This is a genomic window from Cyclobacterium sp. 10D3-21 (assembly GCF_055809755.1).
In genome coordinates, this window is the sequence record NZ_CM147924.1 from 2,080,952 (window position 1) to 2,098,528 (window position 17,577).

The following is a 17,577-nucleotide window of genomic DNA, read 5'->3' on the forward strand; positions in this document are numbered from 1 at the left end:
AGACGAAAAACAATGGTTAAGCTGAAAATTAGCGTAGGTATTATTGGCCTTTCTGTACACAGTGCAGACTTTACTGAGATTCTAAATGCAGTGGATACCAATGGCAAAGGGTACAATTGTAAAGTAGTAGCGATTTACCACCCAGAAGGAAATCCCGACGTGGAATTCTCTGAAGAACGGTTGCAAAACTTTTCTGAGAGGATTGGTAAACAAGGGGTTGCTACAGTTAATTCAATTGAAACAGTCATTGAAAAGTCGGATGCTTTAATGCTATTGACCAACGATGGGCGACCACATTTGGAGCAGGTCTTGCCTGTGTTGAAAGCAGGGAAGCCGGTTTATATCGACAAACCATTGGCCGAGAATTTGGAAAATGTGATGAGGATTTTCCATGAAGCCAATCGTTATGGAGTCAAAGTATTTAGCTCTTCTGCCCTACGCTACGGAAGCCAAAACACATCGATTAAAGCAGGGGAATATGTGGGGGAATTATTGGGAGCGCAGACCTACGGTCCTGCTCCCCTCCAACAAGCCCATGTGGATATGTTCTGGGATGGTATCCATGGGATAGAATCGCTCTATAGTGTGATGGGAACAGGCTGTGAAACGGTAACAAGGACCTCAACCAATGGAACTGACTTGATTGTAGGAAAATGGCCTGGTGATAAGTTGGGTTATTTCAGAGGGATTCGAGAGGGGAAAGTTGGTTTCGGAGGGACCGTTTTTGGTACAGATGGAATTAATTCAATAGGAAAATTTGAAGGTTATCAGAGGTTGGTTAGGGCCATAGATGACTTTTTCGGGACAGGTAAATTACCAGTAGCTCCAGAAGAAACCATTGAGATTTATGCTTTCATGGAAGCCGCTGATGAAAGTAAAAGACAGGGTGGAAAGCCCATAAAAATTAGCGATACCATTAATAGAATTAAAATTTAACCCGAAATATGCAATAGACAATCTATTACGTGCTGAAATCGCTTTAAAATCAGCCACTTCGTTGCTGTTTTCAATTTCACCATAGCGGTGCTATGCTAAAATCTCCAAACAGCCTGATTTTCTTGCGATTGCAACACTCATCACGAATTCTATTACATAATCCGGGTTTAATTCAATCAAACGAAATAACCTTAGTAAATAAAAATAGTATGAAATTAAGTAGAATCAACAGGCTTTTTAACGAGAAATCTGGAAAATGTTTTGATGTAGCCATTGACCATGGGTTTTTCAGTGAATATACTTTTTTGAGTGGAATAGAGAATATTTCAAAATCTGTCAAAGTTTTGATCGATGCTGATCCAGACGCTATCCAATTGACCGTTGGCCAAGCCCGTCATTTACAATCAGTTCCAGGTAAGAGAAAGCCTGCGCTGGTTTTAAGAACCGATGTGGCGAATGTGTATGGTCTTGAATTGCAGGAGGTTTTGTACAGTAGGATGATAGAAGATCCGGTTTTACAGGCTGTCCGACTGGATGCGGCATGTGTTGTTGTCAATTTATTTAACATCCCTGGAGCACCTGAAGTTACGGACCATTGTATCCAGAATATACTAAAGCTAAAACCTTTGTGTGATTATTATGGAATGCCTCTGATGATCGAGCCACTGGTTTTCCAACCCAATAATAAAGCAGGTGGTTACATGGTGGATGGCAATATAAAACTGATTACGCCAATGGTAAGACAGGCAGCTGAATTGGGTGCAGATTTAATCAAAGCGGATCCAACAGATGATGTGGAAGAATACCATAAAGTAATCGAAGTGGCTGGTGACATCCCTGTATTGGTAAGAGGTGGAGGACGCGCCAGTGACGAAGAAATATTGGATAGAACCTATCGACTTATGAAGCAAGGAGCAAAAGGCATAGTCTATGGCAGAAATGTAGTGCAGCATGCCAATCCAGGAGGAATGACCAGAGCCCTAATGGCTATTGTTCACAATGATGCCACTCCGGCTGAAGTGAGGGGTTTATTAAAGTCAAATTAGGAAATGAAAACCATTAACGTAGGAATAATAGGAGGAGGCCTGATGGGCAAAGAGGTGGCGAGTGCGCTTGGTAGGTGGTTTGTCCTCAATGATTATCCCTTGAAGGTTGTTTTAAAAGCTGTTTGTGACATCAATGAGGAGGCTTTAAAATGGTATGAACAGATTCCTACCATTGATTTGCTGACCACTGATTACAAAGCTTTGCTTGATTCCCCAAATGTGGATGTTGTCTATGTAGCCCTTCCGCATCACCTGCATGAAGAATATTACCTGAAAGTACTGGAAGCAGGAAAAGATTTATTTGCTGAGAAGCCATTCGGGATAAATCTTGAAGCGGCCCAAATTATCAAAAATAAGATAGATGAATCAGGTCGTTTTGTAAGGTGTAGTTCTGAAATGCCCTATTTCCCTGGAGGCCAACAGGTGATCCAAGAAATTTTATCCGGAAGACTTGGTAAAATCATTGAGGTAAAAGCCGGGTTTTGCCATTCAAGTGATATGGATCCGCTTAAGCCAATTAATTGGAAAAGGCAATCCAGGTTTTGTGGTGATATTGGTGTAATGGGTGATTTAGGAATGCATGTAATGCATATTCCATTGAGGATGGGCTGGAAACCCAGCAGGGTATATGCCCAGCTTCAGAAGATAGTAACAAAAAGGCCTGATGGAAAAGGAGGATGGAGTGAATGTGACACCTGGAACAATGCGCATCTTTCTTCTACCATATCCATTGAAGGGGAAGATGTGCCGATGATGTTGGAAATGAAGCGCCTGGCTCCAGGGGAAACGAACTCTTGGTTCATTGAAGTTTTGGGCACCGAAGGTGGTGTAAGGTACAGTACCAAAGATACCAAAGTGTTATGGAAATTCAGTCGGGAAAAAGAGCAGGTTTGGCAAAGAGTTGACCTGGGTTTTCAGGTTCCATTTACCACTATTACAGGTGGAATATTTGAACCTGGATTCACTGATTGTTTCATGCAGATGCTAGCTGCCTATTTTGCTGAAAGAGAAGGATTCCTGGAAGGAAGACTGGGGTGTGTAACTCCCGAAGAAGCAGTTATGAGCCATCAGGTTTTTGCTGCAGCCTTAAAGTCTCACGAAACAAAATCAGCCATTGTTATACCTTAAATATTGTTAGATGGCAAATGCAATAAATTGTTATTTCACAAAATCACCTATAGCTGGATTTGACTCGATGAAATAATGGAAAAAAGCAATAGAGTAGGCATATTGGCTGGGGGGAATTGGATTTTGGATTTCATCAAAATGATTGATGTGTATCCAAATGAAAATGCCCTGGCCAATATTATAAGCCAAAATTCAGGAAACGGAGGCGCTCCTTTCAATGTGTTGAAAGCCATTCGTAAAATGGACTTTTCAATTCCACTCGAAGGGGTAGGCGTGTTGGGTGACGATGAATACGGTGACGATATTTTGGATCAATGTGAAAGGTTGGGTTTAGAAACCAGACAAATGAAGCGTTTGAAAGGAGTAGATACCTCCTTTACTGATGTGATGACGGTTTGTTCTACAGGAAAACGAACCTTTTTTCACCACCGTGGGGCCAATGCTTTATTGGAAGAGGATGATTTTGATTTTGAGGTTTCGAAGGCGAAATTTTTCCATTTAGGCTATTTGCTTTTATTGGATAATTTGGACAGAATTCAATCGGATGGGCTTTCCGGAGCTGCGAAAGTTTTAAGAAGGGCAAAGGAGGCAGGAATGTATACCTCTGCTGATATTGTAAGTGAACAATCAGATCGGTATACGGAGGTGATTCCTTCTTCACTTCCTTTTATTGATTTCCTTTTTATCAATGAGCTGGAAGCGCATAACCTTACTGGAATTCAATTATTGGACACCGACCACGTCTTTATGATTGCCAATGGTTTTAAAGCTGCAAAAAAACTCCTTGATATGGGCGTGCTTAGTTGGGTGGTCATACATTTTCCCAATGGGGCCCTGGCAATGAATAAAGAGGGGCATCAAATTCTTCAGCCATGTATAAAAATGCCTAAAACATTGGTGAAAGGGACAGTTGGTGCCGGAGATGCATTTGCTGCCGGAGTTTTGGCTGGGATGCATGAAGGTTGGCAGATGGAGGCTTCTCTCCAGTTAGGTGTCAATGTGGCGGCTACTAGCCTTATGGACAATACCGCCTCCGAGGCCATTTTGCCTTGGATGGAATGTCTTCAATTAGGTAATAAATATGGTTATAGAAAATTATGATTTTGTTTAAATATCAATGTAAAAATTAAAACCTCCATGAAAGAAACAACTATTGAAAATGAATTAGAAAGAGGAGACGAAGTCAGGTCTAGATTACCTGCTTCCAAACGCCTGGGCTTTTGGAGCAACACCTTTATCCTTTGGGGTCTAGTTCTTACCGTTACCAGTTTGCTGGTAGGGGGACTGGTAGGGTCCCAACTGGCATTTAAAGATGCTGTCATTGTTATTGCCATGGCAGGTGTTTTTAACAGTTTAGTGGCCATTTTAATTGGGATAATAGGAGCAAGAACCGGGTATACCAGCGCCATGATTTTCAGGTATTCCTATGGTGTCAAGGGGGTTTTGCTTCCAAATTTTATAATAGCCATTACCACTGTCATTTGGTTTGCGGTGATCTTAAACTTAACCAGGGATTCTTTTACGGGGATAATTGGGGTAAGCCTTGATTCTCCGGTGCTCTTTTATGGAATTACGCTCTTAATGGCCATATTATTCCTTATTCCTGCCTACAAAACCATGAAATGGATCGCCTATGTGAATTATTTGGCTGTTCCTGCGATAGTATTTATTTTGATTGTTACCGTTTGGGGCGCATTGGATGCTGGTGGTGGATTAATGGCAATTATTGATAAATCTCCGGTAGCTTCCGCTTCTTCTTTTGTTGTTTTCACCGCTGCAGCTGGTGGATGGTTGCATGCGAATACAGTAATATCCGATTTTACAAGGTTTTATAAAACTGGGAAACAGGCAGCAATAGGTTTGTTTTTGACCTATGGCGTAATGATGGTCTTTCAATACATCGGTGCTACACTAGGTGCGCTTGCTACCGGAGAGTGGAATATTTTCCTAATTATGGACCAGTTCGGTCTTTTGGAAATTTCTTTCCTTGCCATATTCCTGGGTTCCTGGTCTACTGCCATGGCAGCGATTTATTTCGGAGCCAATATGATGTCAACTCCTCCAATGCCAAAATATAAGACTGAAGAGAAAAACAGAAAGCTCGTGTTACTTATTTCATGGGGAATTGCTTTGTTTTTTGCCTGGTATGGACCTGATCAAATATTCAACTTCTTCCTTCAGTTCTTGTCTTGGGTGATTGGTCCCATTGCCATGACGGTGATTATAGATTATTGGTTATTTCCTGAAAAAAGAGATCTCTATGAAAAGGCCGATGGCAAACCCGATATGGTAATCAATCCCGCAGCCTTTTTGGCGTGGATTATAGGATTTTTAGTGGGATATTTTAGTCAGGAGTTTTTCATCTCATTAATAAATGGAATGATAACGACGGGAGTAATTTATTATGCATGGATGCGCCTTGCACTTAATCAGGGACTTACTCCTGAAACCCAATTGAAAAAATGGTTTTCCTCAAAGAAATCACAGAAATAACAAAATGCAATTGAATCTGGATGGCTTCCATCTCAATTTTCGCAGCCTATTGCCAAAAGTATATTAGCGTGAGAGATGGTCTTGGAAATGCAGTTGCAAGACCATTTTTTTTCAAAAAGTAATCGGGAACTGAAAATAATAATCTTATGAAAAGTTTGCTTGTATTGTCTTTATTGGGAATGGGCGTTTTGATAGGCCCTTCAATTTATTATTCACCAAACAAATCGGTAAGCCCAGCCAGTTTGCTTTCTAAGGATTTGGATCCAAACAAAGCCGACCCAAAATCCAAAAATATTGATTTGGGCAATGCCGTTTCTCTTGAGATTGTTTATCTACCTGCAGGTAAATTTCACATGGGAAGCACGCCAGAAGAAAAAGCCTGGGCCACAGGACCTGAAGGAGGAGCAACTGCAGGTACCGAAAGAGAGTCTTATGAAGGTGAATACCCTCGCCCCATGGAAGTGAAGAATGGGTTTTGGATGGGTAGGACTGAAGTTACAGTAGGACAATTCAGACAATTTGTAAAGGAAAGTGGATACATTACCGATGCTGAAAAACCAGGAGGCATGACCCAGGTTTTTGATCCGGAATGGAAAATCTCAGGCTTAGCACCTCCTCATCCATGGATCAAAGCAGAAGATAAAAGTTGGAGAGATCCGAATTTTGGCTTTCCACTGAGAGATGATTATCCGGTAGTATGTGTTAGCTGGAATGATGGAAATGCCTTTGGGGCTTGGTTGACAGATAAGGAAAGAGCAGCAGGTAGACTTCCGGAGGGAATGGAATACCGACTACCTACTGAGGCGGAATGGGCATATGCCTGTCGTGGAGGAAATGAAGGAAGTACTTATTTTTGGTGGGGAAATGACCTCAGGGATGGAGAAGGACGTTTAAATATTTCAAGTGTTGATTTTTTACCGGGAAGGAACAAGACATGGCCATTGGCTAAAGTGCCATGGAGTGATGGTTTTTCTTTCGTGTCTCCGGTTGACCAATATGGAGAGAAAGGTAGAAATGGATTTGGTATGTCAGACATGTTGGGGAATGTTTGGGAAATTGTCCTGGATCACTTTGATCCAAAAGGCGGGCATGAGGCATTTTATTCCGTTGACCAGAATTATAAACCTGTTTGTCGTGGAGGAAATTATTATGACGTACCAGGAAATGCCAGATCTGCGGTAAGGTTAGGCCTTCATAGTACTTCTTACTCAGATTCACGGGATGGGTTTCGAATTTGCCTTGGAAAGGTCGTTGAGAAATAAATAAACGCGGATTCAAAGATTTTGTCAGGTTTTTTGCAGAAAAAAGTAAAGAATATTGTCAAAATCATTTAATGTCCATTCACTGAACCAGGGGGCTGCACGTAGAAAACATTTCTTGCGACTCCGCGGCTATGAGAGCAATATTTATTGGGAACCTATTTAAGAGGCCATTTCGGTCTCATTTATGGTTTTCTTGAATTGAGAGGGAGTCATGGCTTTAAATTTTTTAAATTGTCGGTTGAAGTTGGCCAGGTTATTAAAGCCACTTTTATAAGCCACTTCCAGGATGCTATCATTCTGCTCCATTAGCAATTTGCAGGCATGTCCTATCCGAATTGAATTTAAATACTCCACAAATGTAATCCGGTATTGGTCCTTAAAGAAAATGCAAAATGTCGAAACGGCCATGTTTGCAATGGAGGCAACCTCTGCCAGGCTGATGTCCCTATTGAAATTGTTCAGTATATAATTTTTAACTTTTGATACCCTATCCGTATTGGGCGGATCCAACTGAGCCACATATACGGGGCTTGCCAGTAATTCGTATTCCATTGTATGGGCCAGAATGTCAAATATGGAGAGCAAATTGGATAACCTTTGTATCCCGTTCATATGGATCATTTCCATAATCAATGGATTAATTTGCTCCTTTGTTTTCCCATAAAAGGCCATCCCTCTTCTCGAAAGCTTCTGAAAGTTTCTGAAGGGTTCCATTTCAGGAAGGTTGAGGAAATCACCACCTAAAAAGTCTTCTTTAAATTGGATCACCAATGCATCCGCCTCCTCTGTGGCTTGTCCATTGACATAAATGGGGTCATTTGACCAAACATGGGGTAAATAAGGCCCAACTAAAACCAAATCTCCAGTTTGAAAATTCCCTATATGGTCACCTACCATTCTCTTGCCAGTACTTTTCAAAACCAGTACCAACTCATATTCAGGGTGAAAATGCCATGGACAGGGGATATACTGTCCTTTTTCCCTAAAAACAATAAAGGATTTATCAAGGTCCTGAGGTAATCTGATTTCTTTGCATTTCATGGTTTGAGGGTTAAAGTAATAGCTTTTAATTTAGAAAATTACCCGTAAATAAAAAAGGCTCTTTATATGGAAAGGGTAAATCGCCTTATAGAATAATTTCTAATTGGTAGGATTGTCTATAAAAGACAACAAATGAAAACTTAATACACCATTATAACCTGTTTTGCCCAATTAAAGATTGAGATATGTCAAGGTTATTGGTCTTTTATACTGTTATAAAAGAATGATAACAGACATAGAGCCTTTTCTTAATTATTAATAGTCCCTTGATAAAGAAAGGGGACTTAAAATCTATTTGGGACTATTGTTAAGGTAAATTTCCAAAATGATTTTATTAATGAAATGTATATATTTTCGAGTTGATGGTAGTCTAATAATTCGGCTGGGCCAAGCCCTTTTTGAAGGGCTGGACATGCTGTGTTTTAGAACAATTATTTCTCACTCCCTATAGAGAGATGTTCACGAATAACTAGCTTCTGTTAGCAAAGTTAATTTCCCGCTTTATCAATTAAAATAATTTAAATTAAAATTAATTAGGTTATAAGTTAGTGTAAATGAGGTGAATAACCTAATATTTTTTTTCAAAATGGCGATGCCATTATTCTTAAATAGAGATTTCTAAATCCATCTCTTATTTAATTTAAAAGCAACCAAAATCCCAAAATAGGACATTGCTAAGCCTGTAAGCGGTTACAGTTTGCTCATAAAGTTATTTGTTGCTGTTCCCTTTGGTATGAGAAGAGCAAATCTACTTTAGTAATACTTGGAAAAGCCGGTAATAATAAATATCACACTAGGTCAACCGCAAAGTGGTGAGCAAGCTTTTTAGAAATGCGAAAAGCTTTTCAATGGGAACATGTGGCAAGTGCTATTTAGGATTGCCGAAAGCTGTATCATGTCCAGGCCTTGGGTCACTTTTCACTTTCTCGATTATTATTTTTTTGATTCCTTTAAGTAATTAAATATTGCCATGCTTAATAAGGGTTTTAAGGAGATGAATAATCTGTTATTATTCTATTTCGAGGGCATAATATAGGGAAGGGGGTTCCATACATTGTTGGCTATTATGATTTAAAATTACTTTTTCCCAACCAAATAGGTTTAAAATGATCCCTTTATCATTTTAAGCATTTAATATTCCTATTAAATGGGCTTTCATTATTTTTCAAGTGTAAATAAAACTTGAATTTATTACAAAAAAATCGATTGTAATTCTTCTAATGACTTGATTTTTTAACCATCAATGTAAAATAAAACAAACTTAATTTTTTAGTTTTATTAGTATTAAAAATAATTGTAATAACTTTTAAGCGTATTTCAGGACCAAGAAATAATATTTAGATGAAATATGGTCAAATATTTAATGAAAAAATAATCTACTTAATCCACTTTGTTCCTTTAAATGTATTTATTGGTTTTAAAAATCAGTAAAGAGATGTAAAGGAGATTCACAAACCAAAATTCAATGTTATGATAAAAATTCTTACCAAATTTAAAAAGCAAGTAGCTGCTTTTTCAAAACCTTATAGCCTGCCTAGCAAAGGGAAATTGCGCGGATTGGCTTTTAGTTTTTGGGTACTGTTAGGAGTCTCTTTTGTAGGGGTTTCAGGTGCACAAGCACAGAACGAAGTTACTGTTACTGGAGTGGTCATGGATGCTTCAAACAGTGAAACTTTACCGGGTGTTAATATTCTTTTGAAAGGTTCCGGTATCGGTACCATAACGGATATTGATGGAACTTATTCAATAAGTGTTCCTAATAGTGAGGCCACATTGGTTTACTCTTTTATAGGATTTTTGAATCAAGAAATTAAAGTAGGTAACCAGACTACAATAGATGTACGATTAACAACTAGTGCAACAGACTTAAATGAGGTTGTTGTTGTAGGTTATGGTACTCAAAAGAAAAGTGACCTTACAGGTGCGGTAACCCGTGTGGATGCAGCTACATTTAAGAACCAACCATTGACTCAGGTTTCTGATATGTTAGCAGGTACAGTAGCCGGTTTTTATGGTAGCCAAGGAACTTCTGCTTCTGGTGGGACTTCTTTAGAGGTAAGGGGACCTACTTCTCTCAATGGTGGAACCTCACCATTAATCGTGGTAGATGGTGTGATCTTTTATGGTGCTCTTTCCGATATTAACCCAAATGATATTGAGTCAATTGATATCTTAAAAGATGCGAGTTCCGCTGCAGTTTTTGGATCTAAGGCAGCTTCCGGTGTGGTAATGATAACTACTATTAAAGGTAAATCCGGTGCGCCAACTATTAATTTCTCAGCCAAAACTGGTATCAACACCTATACCAATAAAAATTTCGGACCAAAAAATGCTGAACAATATGAGGACTTTAGAAGAGATTTCTTTAGGACCTTAGGTGTTGCTGATCGTCCTGATTACTATTGGGATGATCCTGCTAGCCTATCAGATGGTGTTTCCCTTGATCAATGGAGAAATGCCAATGCCAATTCAAATTCAGACAATACTTTGGAGTACTTGAACAGACTTAATTTCTTTGATACTGAGATAGATCAATATCTTGCCGGTAATACTACCAATTGGATGAATGAAGCCACTCGTAATGGTGTAAGACAAGATTATGATTTAAGTATTAGTGGTGGAGATGAAAAATTCCAATACTACTGGTCTTTGGGTTATGTAGATAACCAAAATTATTTGGTGGGTGATGATTTTAGCTCTATTAGATCTAGGTTGAATTTAGACTTTAAGGTAACCGATTGGTTAAATGTGGGTACTAACACGCAATTCTCAAATACCGATAATAGCTCTGTTCCAGCTAGTATGAATTTTGCCTCAATCAGCCCTTATAGTTCTAAGTATGAGGAAGATGGGAGTTTGAATTGGTATCCTCATGGATATCCGATCATTGTAAATCCATTGATCAATAATACGTATCAGGAAAGACTTAATAAGACTACTGGTGTTTTCGCTTCTTTGTATGCGAATGTGAAATTGCCTTTTGGTATTCAGTACAAATTGTCTTACCAGCCTCGATTCAACTTCCAAAAGAATTATAATTTCTGGGGACCTGAAACCATTGTTGGTGGTAGAGACAGATTGGATGGATATGGTACGAGAACGGATTATTCTTTGAATGCATGGATGGTTGATAATATCTTGACTTGGAGCAAAGAAATAGGTGATCATAATTTTAATGTAACCTTGCTTTACAATGCTGAACAAACCAAGACATTTAATTCTTATGGAGAAAATCAAACTTTCCAACCTAACCAAGCCTTAGGATACAATGGGCTTCAGTTTGGTGCAAGACCACTTGTTGAAACTAAGGATACTGAAGCTGGTGGAAATGCCTACATGGCAAGACTTAACTATACCTATTTAGACAGGTACTTGTTGACCACTTCAGTAAGAAGAGATGGTTACTCTGCTTTTGGTGCAGACAATAACGTAGCGACTTTTCCAGCCGTGGCTTTAGGATGGATCGTTTCTGAAGAACCTTTCTTCCCTCAGAATACAGCAATCAGTTTATTGAAACTTAGAGGTTCTTGGGGTGTCAATGGTAACAGGGATATCGGTATTTATTCTTCTTTGGCACAAATTGGTACCAACTTGTACTATGATGGAACCAATGTTCAACTAGGATTGTACAACAATACATTGGCAAACCAAGGTTTGAGGTGGGAAAAAACCGAGTCTTACAATATTGGTTTGGATTTGGGATTGTTAGAAAATAGAATTGATGTTTCTACAGAATTCTATGACATGACTACCACTGATTTGTTGATGAACAGGCAATTGCCTGAAATAACCGGCTTTTCCAGCATCACTGCGAACTTAGGTGAATTAAGAAATAAAGGATTGGATATCACCATTAATACAGTAAACGTAAACCGTCCTAATATTTTATGGAAATCCAATTTTGTGTTCTCATTGAACAGAAACAAAATTGTTAAATTATTTGGTGATACTGAAGAGGTAATCATTGGAGGTGAAACTGTTACCAGAGAAGTTCCTGATTATACCAATCAATGGTTCCCAGGACAGGCAATTGATGTAGTATGGGATTATAATGTACAAGGTGTTTGGCAATTGGATGAAGCTGACGAAGCAGCTGTTTACAATATGCAGCCTGGTGATTACAAATCAGAGGATGTAAATAATGATGGAGTGTATGATGCTTTGGTTGACAAACAGTTTATCGGACATACCAGACCTAGATACCGTTTGGGTTTAAGAAATGATTTCACTTTCCTTAAAGATTTCACTGCAACTATTTTCTTGAGAGCTGATTTAGGACATATTGGAGAGTTTACCTATGCAACGCATGAGTCCTCAACTTATGATAGAATCAATATCATGGATATCCCTTACTGGACACCAACTAATGGAGAAAATGAATATGCGCGTACTTCCGAAGTTCATGGTGCATATGGTGGAGGTTTAAGGGTGTTTAAATCCTTAGGATTCCTTAGGGTACAGGACGTTTCTTTGTCCTACAATATTCCTTCCTATATCGCAGAAAAGTTGCAAACAAAAAGTATCAGAGTGTTTGTTTCTGCACGTAACCTTCTGACTTTTACTAAATGGCCAGGATGGGATCCTGAATCCACCAGTATTCCTGATGAACCGGGTGATCGACCTGTTTTAGGAAACACACCAATGCCAAAATCGTTTTCTGCAGGTATCAACCTTTCGCTTTAATGTTTAGTACCAAAAAGATTTAAATATTATGAAATATATAAAACAATATTTGTTCCTTTTTCTGGTAAGTTGCCTGGCATTTTCCTGCTCAGAAGATTTACTGGATCAAAAACCGCTCTCCTTTTTTGCACCGGAAAATGTATTTATAGATGCAGCAGGATATGAAGCTGGTTTGGTTACCATGAGAAAAGCCCTTACTGAGGGTGTTACAGGGAGTAGAAGGCATTATATGGTAGGAGAATGGTCTTCATCTGAAGCAGGAACTCCTACTTTTCAAATGGATTGGTTTCAAACCACTCCTTTCTTTGATAGATACTATACCTTTGTACCTCTTTTTTCTGAGTCGTTCGAATTTATCAAAAATGCCAACGTTGTTATTGGCAGAATTGATGACATTGAATGGGATGATGATGCTACTAAAAATAAAATTCTTGCCGAAAGTTTATGGCACAGGGCTTATTGGTATTACTGGTTGATCAATGCTTATGGTGATGTACCATTTGTTGGAGAAGAAGTAAGAGGTGTTAGATTGGATTACCAAACCCATAGCCGTTGGGCCATTCTTGATAAAATTCAATCAGATTTAGAGTTCGCTGTACAATGGTTGCCTGAAACAGCAGTTCCAGGAGCAATAACTAAAGGTGCTGGTAACCATTTGTTGACCAAGGTTTACCTTGCCAATATGGAATTTGATAAAGCCATTGCCTCTTCTTCAGCAGTTATCAATGGCAATTATGCATTGGTTGAAGATAGATTTGGTTCTGAAGGGGATATCGCTGAGAAAAACGTTATTTGGGATCTTCACCGTCCGGAAAATAAAAACAGTAATCAAAATACAGAAAACATTTTGTCCATGGTAGATAGATTTGAGGCTCCCTCAGGTGCTCAAACTGCTGGTTTATATACCATGAGACATTTCCATTCTTCCTGGTGGCATTCTTCTATTAGAGATAGTGAAGGTTTAAGAGGTACTTTTGACAGTGGACCAAGGTATGATTCTTTAGGAAGAGGAAACCCAGACATGATTTCTACCCCTTATGGTTTTTATGAAATATGGGAAGAAAATGGTTTTGATTATACCAATACACCTGATCTTCGAAGAAGTGATATCAACTGGATAGACAAACACGAACTTGTTTATACCAATCCTGAATCTGTTGATTTTGGAAAGCCTGTTAATCCAATGTACATGACGGCTCCACAGGATTCGGTGTACAAGCATTTCCCACTTCCCTTTTACAAAACTTATGTACCACAACAATCTTCCACAGCAGTTCCTATGGGTGGAAATGGAGACTGGTACATCTTTAGACTAGCCGAAACCTATCTACTTCGTGCAGAAGCTTACTATTGGAAAAACCAAATGGCAGAAGCAGCAGCGGATATCAATAAGGTTAGAAATAGAGCCAATGCGCTTCCAATAGGTGCCTCAGATGTAACGATAGAATATATCTTTGACGAAAGAGCTCGAGAGTTGTTTTTGGAAACGCCTCGCCATTCAGAAATGGTTAGAGTATCCTACATCATGGCTTCTCAAAACCTGGGTGGATATAGCCTTGCAAGTTTTGCAGACAATAACTGGTGGTACGATAGAATCATGGAAAAAAACATCATGTACACTATCAAGCCTATAGTTATAGGAAACACACCTGCAATTGCTCCATTCCATGTGTTATGGCCAATTGACAATAATGTAATCACAGCAAACTCCTTAGGGACCATTAACCAAAATGAAGGTTATGTGGGTTCTGAGAACAATATTCCACCATTGGAAACTATTGAATAGTTAATTAAATCCCTCTGTTAAATTTTTAGCAGAGGGATTTTTTTTCCAATCCCTTTCATCAAGAATCAATTCCTGATTCAATTCCACGAATGTGGGGAAAAAGACCTATTATTTTTTGCTGACTAATTTTATCTGAAGTATTTTGATACTATTATACTTTCAAGCATTTTAAACCCAAAACATCTTATAACTATTCTATTAGGTAATGAAATCATTTCAATACCAGCCTAACATTGTGATCTTCTACCAGATTATAAGAGCGTTGCTCTTCAAACCAAATTGAGGATCTTTCTTATGATAGCATCACCTGAGAAGGGGATTAAAACCCTTTAGTTTAATAGGTTTTAAAGCGATTAAATACGTTCCATTAAATATTGACTCATGAAAATAATCTACCCAAGATCCTGTCACCTTATTTTTTTCGGATTAACAATTTTGCTGTTTGGCCAAGAGGCATATTCACAACAAAACAATTCCTCCTGGAAAGCAGGTGTAGGTAGCGTTGAAATTACCCCAAAGGAATCCATATGGATGGGAGGCTATGCCTCCAGAAATCATCCATCTGAGGGGGTTAGACATTCCATATGGGCAAAAGCCCTTGCAATAGAAGATCCCAATGGTAAACTCGCTGTTATAGTGACCACAGATTTGCTGGCTTTTAGAAAATTTTTATCCGATATGATAAGAGACCAATTGAAAGAGAAATATGGGCTTTCAAGGGGTCAGGTAATTCTCAACAGTTCGCATACACATACCGGCCCAGAGACGGACTATCCGCGATATGAATTCCAACTTAGTAAAGACGAATACAATAAAATACATCAATATGCAGGCAGAGTAAAGCGAGAAATAGTGGAATTGGTAGGCAATGCCATCATGGCACTAGAACCCGTAACCTTGTCTTCTGAAAATGGGGTAACCAGACTTCAGGTCAACAGAAGAAATAACAAAGAAGCCCAATTAAACGCCCAAACTGAATTAAAAGGTCCCAACGATTATGCTGTCCCTGTCATAAAAGTCGAAGACCAAAAAGGAGAGATTAAAGCAATACTTTTTGGCTATGCTTGCCATCCTACTGTTCTGTCTGATTACCAGCTATCAGGGGACTATGCAGGTTTCGCTCAGATAGAACTGGAGAAGCTCTACCCCGGTACTACCGCCTTGTTTTTCCAAGGAGCAGGTGCTGATCAAAATCCACTGCCAAGGCGATCCGTTCCCCTGGCACAGCAATATGGCAAAGAGCTGGCAGCAGCTGTAGAACGCGTTTTAAATGAAGACATGAATGTTTTAGAAGGAACACTATCAACGGCCTATTCAGAAATAGACCTGACCTTCGCTAAAGCCGTTCCTACCAAAGCGGAACTGGAAGATATAATCAGTGGCGCAACCCCAGGATACCCGGATTACCTAAAGGAAAATGCAAAAGTTCTAATTTCAAAACTGGACAAAGGAGAAAAAATCAAAGATTCGTATCCTTATCCTGTTCAAGCCTGGAAAATAGGCAATCAACCTATTTTTGCTTTTGGAGGTGAACTCCTTGTCGGCTATTCCTTGGAACTGAAAAAGATTTTTGGCCCGGATATCATTGTGATGGGCTATTCCAATGATGTGATGGGCTATATTCCCACTAGGAAAGTCCTTGCTGAAGGCGGGTATGAAGCCAACAGATCCCCCATATTCACTACGCAGTGGGATGCTTCAATAGAAGACAATATAATTTCAGAAGCGACAGCGCTTGCTGAAAGTTTAGGTATTAAAACCGTGGAATATCCCTTAGTAGCGCCATGAGAAATAACAAAAAAATTATCAGCTTTAAGTACCTATCTATTTTAGTACTCATAGGTTCCAGCTTTTTAAGCGCCTCTCTATTATTTGCGCAAGATTCTTCTGCCCAATGGAAAGCAAATGTGGCAAAAGTAGACATTACGCCTAAAGTTCCCATGTGGATGGCAGGATTTGCTTCAAGAATAGGGCCTTCCGAAGGAACCATTCACCCTATATGGTCCAAAGCACTTGCCATTCAGGATGCGGATAATAATACCGCTGTTCTTATTACCAGTGACCTTTCCGGCATGCCTCGTGACATGTCCAGAAGAATTAAGGATGAAATAAAGAAACGCTACTCACTTCCTGATGCTGCCGTGTTGTTAAATTTTTCTCATTCCCATTCCGGCCCAGTTCTTAAAGATTACCTGTACCACGTGTATCCTTTGAGTGATACCGAGGTCCAAAAAGTCATTGATTATACGGCATGGCTGGAGGAACAAATGGTCGCACTGGTAGGGGAAGTATTGAAAGGATTGGCACCGGCAAAGATTTATTCAGAGAATGGAGTAGCCAGGTTTCAGGTAAACCGAAGAAATAACACAGAAGCTGCCATTGATATAGTATCTGACATGGTTGGGCCGAATGATTATGCCGTCCCGGTACTGAAAGTTACCGATATGGATGACAATATCAAGGCCATTACCTTTGGTTACGCGTGCCATGCAACCGTTTTATCTGTAACGCAGTGGTCGGGAGATTATCCGGGTTTTGCGCAGATTGAATTGGAGAAAAGGTATCCTGAGGCTACCGCAATGTTTTTTCAAGGAGCAGGAGCCGACCAAAACCCATTGCCACGAAGGACCATTCCTTTGGCTAGGAAGTATGGAAAAGAACTGGCGGCAGCTGTAGAAAGTGTGCTGGAAGAAGAAATGAAGCCTTTGGAAGCACATTTACAGACAGCTTATACAGAGGTTGAGCTGGGAATAAATGAGCCACCTTCCAATGAAATCTTGGAAAAGATGATCAAGGAGAGCAGTGGGCATTACCAGCGATGGGCCAAGATGATGTATGAAAAGGTGAAGAATAATGAGGTGAATACTACCTATCCCTATCCCATACAGATTTGGAAATTGGGTGATCAATTCATGATTGCATTGGGTGGGGAGCCTGTTGTGGACTACTCCGTGAAATTGAAAACCCAGTATGGGAAAGAGTTATTTGTCCTTGGCTATTCAAACGATGTGATGGCATATATTCCTACCAGAACGGTGTTGAACGAAGGCGGTTACGAAGGAGCTACTTCACAAATCGCTTTTGGTCATCCGGGAACATGGAAACCAACCCTGGAATCAAAAATATTTAGCCGAATTAACCAGATGATGGCCGATTTTTAGGGCTTTACAAAAAATAATTACAGAAGTAGAAGGCAATTTAA

11 protein-coding genes are annotated in these 17,577 nt (G+C 39.4%); 10 read left to right on the plus strand and 1 reads right to left on the minus strand.

Translation table 11 applies throughout. The features are described 5' to 3' along the window. The first annotated feature begins 12 nt into the window (after window positions 1-12). The 6 genes from AC0L7T_RS08465 (at window position 13) to AC0L7T_RS08490 (ending at window position 6,865) form a co-directional block, all read left to right on the plus strand. The gene (locus AC0L7T_RS08465) at window positions 13-936 is read left to right on the plus strand and encodes a Gfo/Idh/MocA family protein (RefSeq protein WP_473342117.1); all 924 of its coding nucleotides are present in this window, start codon (window positions 13-15) and stop codon (window positions 934-936) included. Between the two features lie 209 nt (window positions 937-1,145). Beyond that, the gene (locus AC0L7T_RS08470; protein ID WP_473342118.1) at window positions 1,146-1,982 is read left to right on the plus strand and encodes a class I fructose-bisphosphate aldolase; all 837 of its coding nucleotides are present in this window, start codon (window positions 1,146-1,148) and stop codon (window positions 1,980-1,982) included. Window positions 1,983-1,985: 3 nt separating this feature from the next. After that, window positions 1,986-3,110: a Gfo/Idh/MocA family protein gene (locus AC0L7T_RS08475; protein ID WP_473342119.1), complete on the plus strand. Its 1,125-nt coding sequence runs from the start codon at window positions 1,986-1,988 to the stop codon at window positions 3,108-3,110. 75 nt (window positions 3,111-3,185) lie between these two features. Beyond that, window positions 3,186-4,211 carry a carbohydrate kinase family protein gene (locus AC0L7T_RS08480; RefSeq protein WP_473342120.1) on the plus strand — a complete coding sequence of 342 codons (1,026 nt, stop codon included), beginning with the start codon at window positions 3,186-3,188 and terminating at the stop codon, window positions 4,209-4,211. 36 nt (window positions 4,212-4,247) lie between these two features. Next, the gene (locus AC0L7T_RS08485) at window positions 4,248-5,603 is read left to right on the plus strand and encodes a purine-cytosine permease family protein (RefSeq protein WP_473342121.1); all 1,356 of its coding nucleotides are present in this window, start codon (window positions 4,248-4,250) and stop codon (window positions 5,601-5,603) included. Window positions 5,604-5,749: 146 nt separating this feature from the next. Continuing rightward, entirely contained in the window at window positions 5,750-6,865 is a 1,116-nt protein-coding gene (locus AC0L7T_RS08490) for a formylglycine-generating enzyme family protein (RefSeq protein ID WP_473342122.1), read from the plus strand. A gap of 159 nt (window positions 6,866-7,024) precedes the next feature. On the opposite strand, the gene AC0L7T_RS08495 is transcribed toward AC0L7T_RS08490, so the two are convergent. Beyond that, entirely contained in the window at window positions 7,025-7,906 is an 882-nt protein-coding gene (locus AC0L7T_RS08495; RefSeq protein WP_473342124.1) for an AraC family transcriptional regulator, read from the minus strand. Window positions 7,907-9,376: 1,470 nt separating this feature from the next. On the opposite strand from AC0L7T_RS08495, the gene AC0L7T_RS08500 reads away from it, so the two are divergent. From AC0L7T_RS08500 to AC0L7T_RS08515, 4 genes are all read left to right on the plus strand, one after another. Continuing rightward, a complete protein-coding gene (locus tag AC0L7T_RS08500) occupies window positions 9,377-12,589 on the plus strand; it encodes a SusC/RagA family TonB-linked outer membrane protein (RefSeq protein ID WP_473342125.1) in 3,213 nt (1,070 codons plus the stop codon). Window positions 12,590-12,617: 28 nt separating this feature from the next. Next, the gene (locus AC0L7T_RS08505) at window positions 12,618-14,375 is read left to right on the plus strand and encodes a RagB/SusD family nutrient uptake outer membrane protein (RefSeq protein ID WP_473342126.1); all 1,758 of its coding nucleotides are present in this window, start codon (window positions 12,618-12,620) and stop codon (window positions 14,373-14,375) included. A gap of 381 nt (window positions 14,376-14,756) precedes the next feature. Next, complete coding sequence (locus tag AC0L7T_RS08510) at window positions 14,757-16,163, plus strand: neutral/alkaline non-lysosomal ceramidase N-terminal domain-containing protein (protein ID WP_473342127.1); 1,407 nt, start codon at window positions 14,757-14,759, stop codon at window positions 16,161-16,163. Beyond that, window positions 16,160-17,536 (plus strand): neutral/alkaline non-lysosomal ceramidase N-terminal domain-containing protein, encoded by a 1,377-nt coding sequence (locus tag AC0L7T_RS08515; RefSeq protein WP_473342129.1) that lies wholly within the window; start codon window positions 16,160-16,162, stop codon window positions 17,534-17,536. Before AC0L7T_RS08510 ends, AC0L7T_RS08515 begins: the two co-directional genes overlap by 4 nt. Window positions 17,537-17,577: the final 41 nt, after the last annotated feature.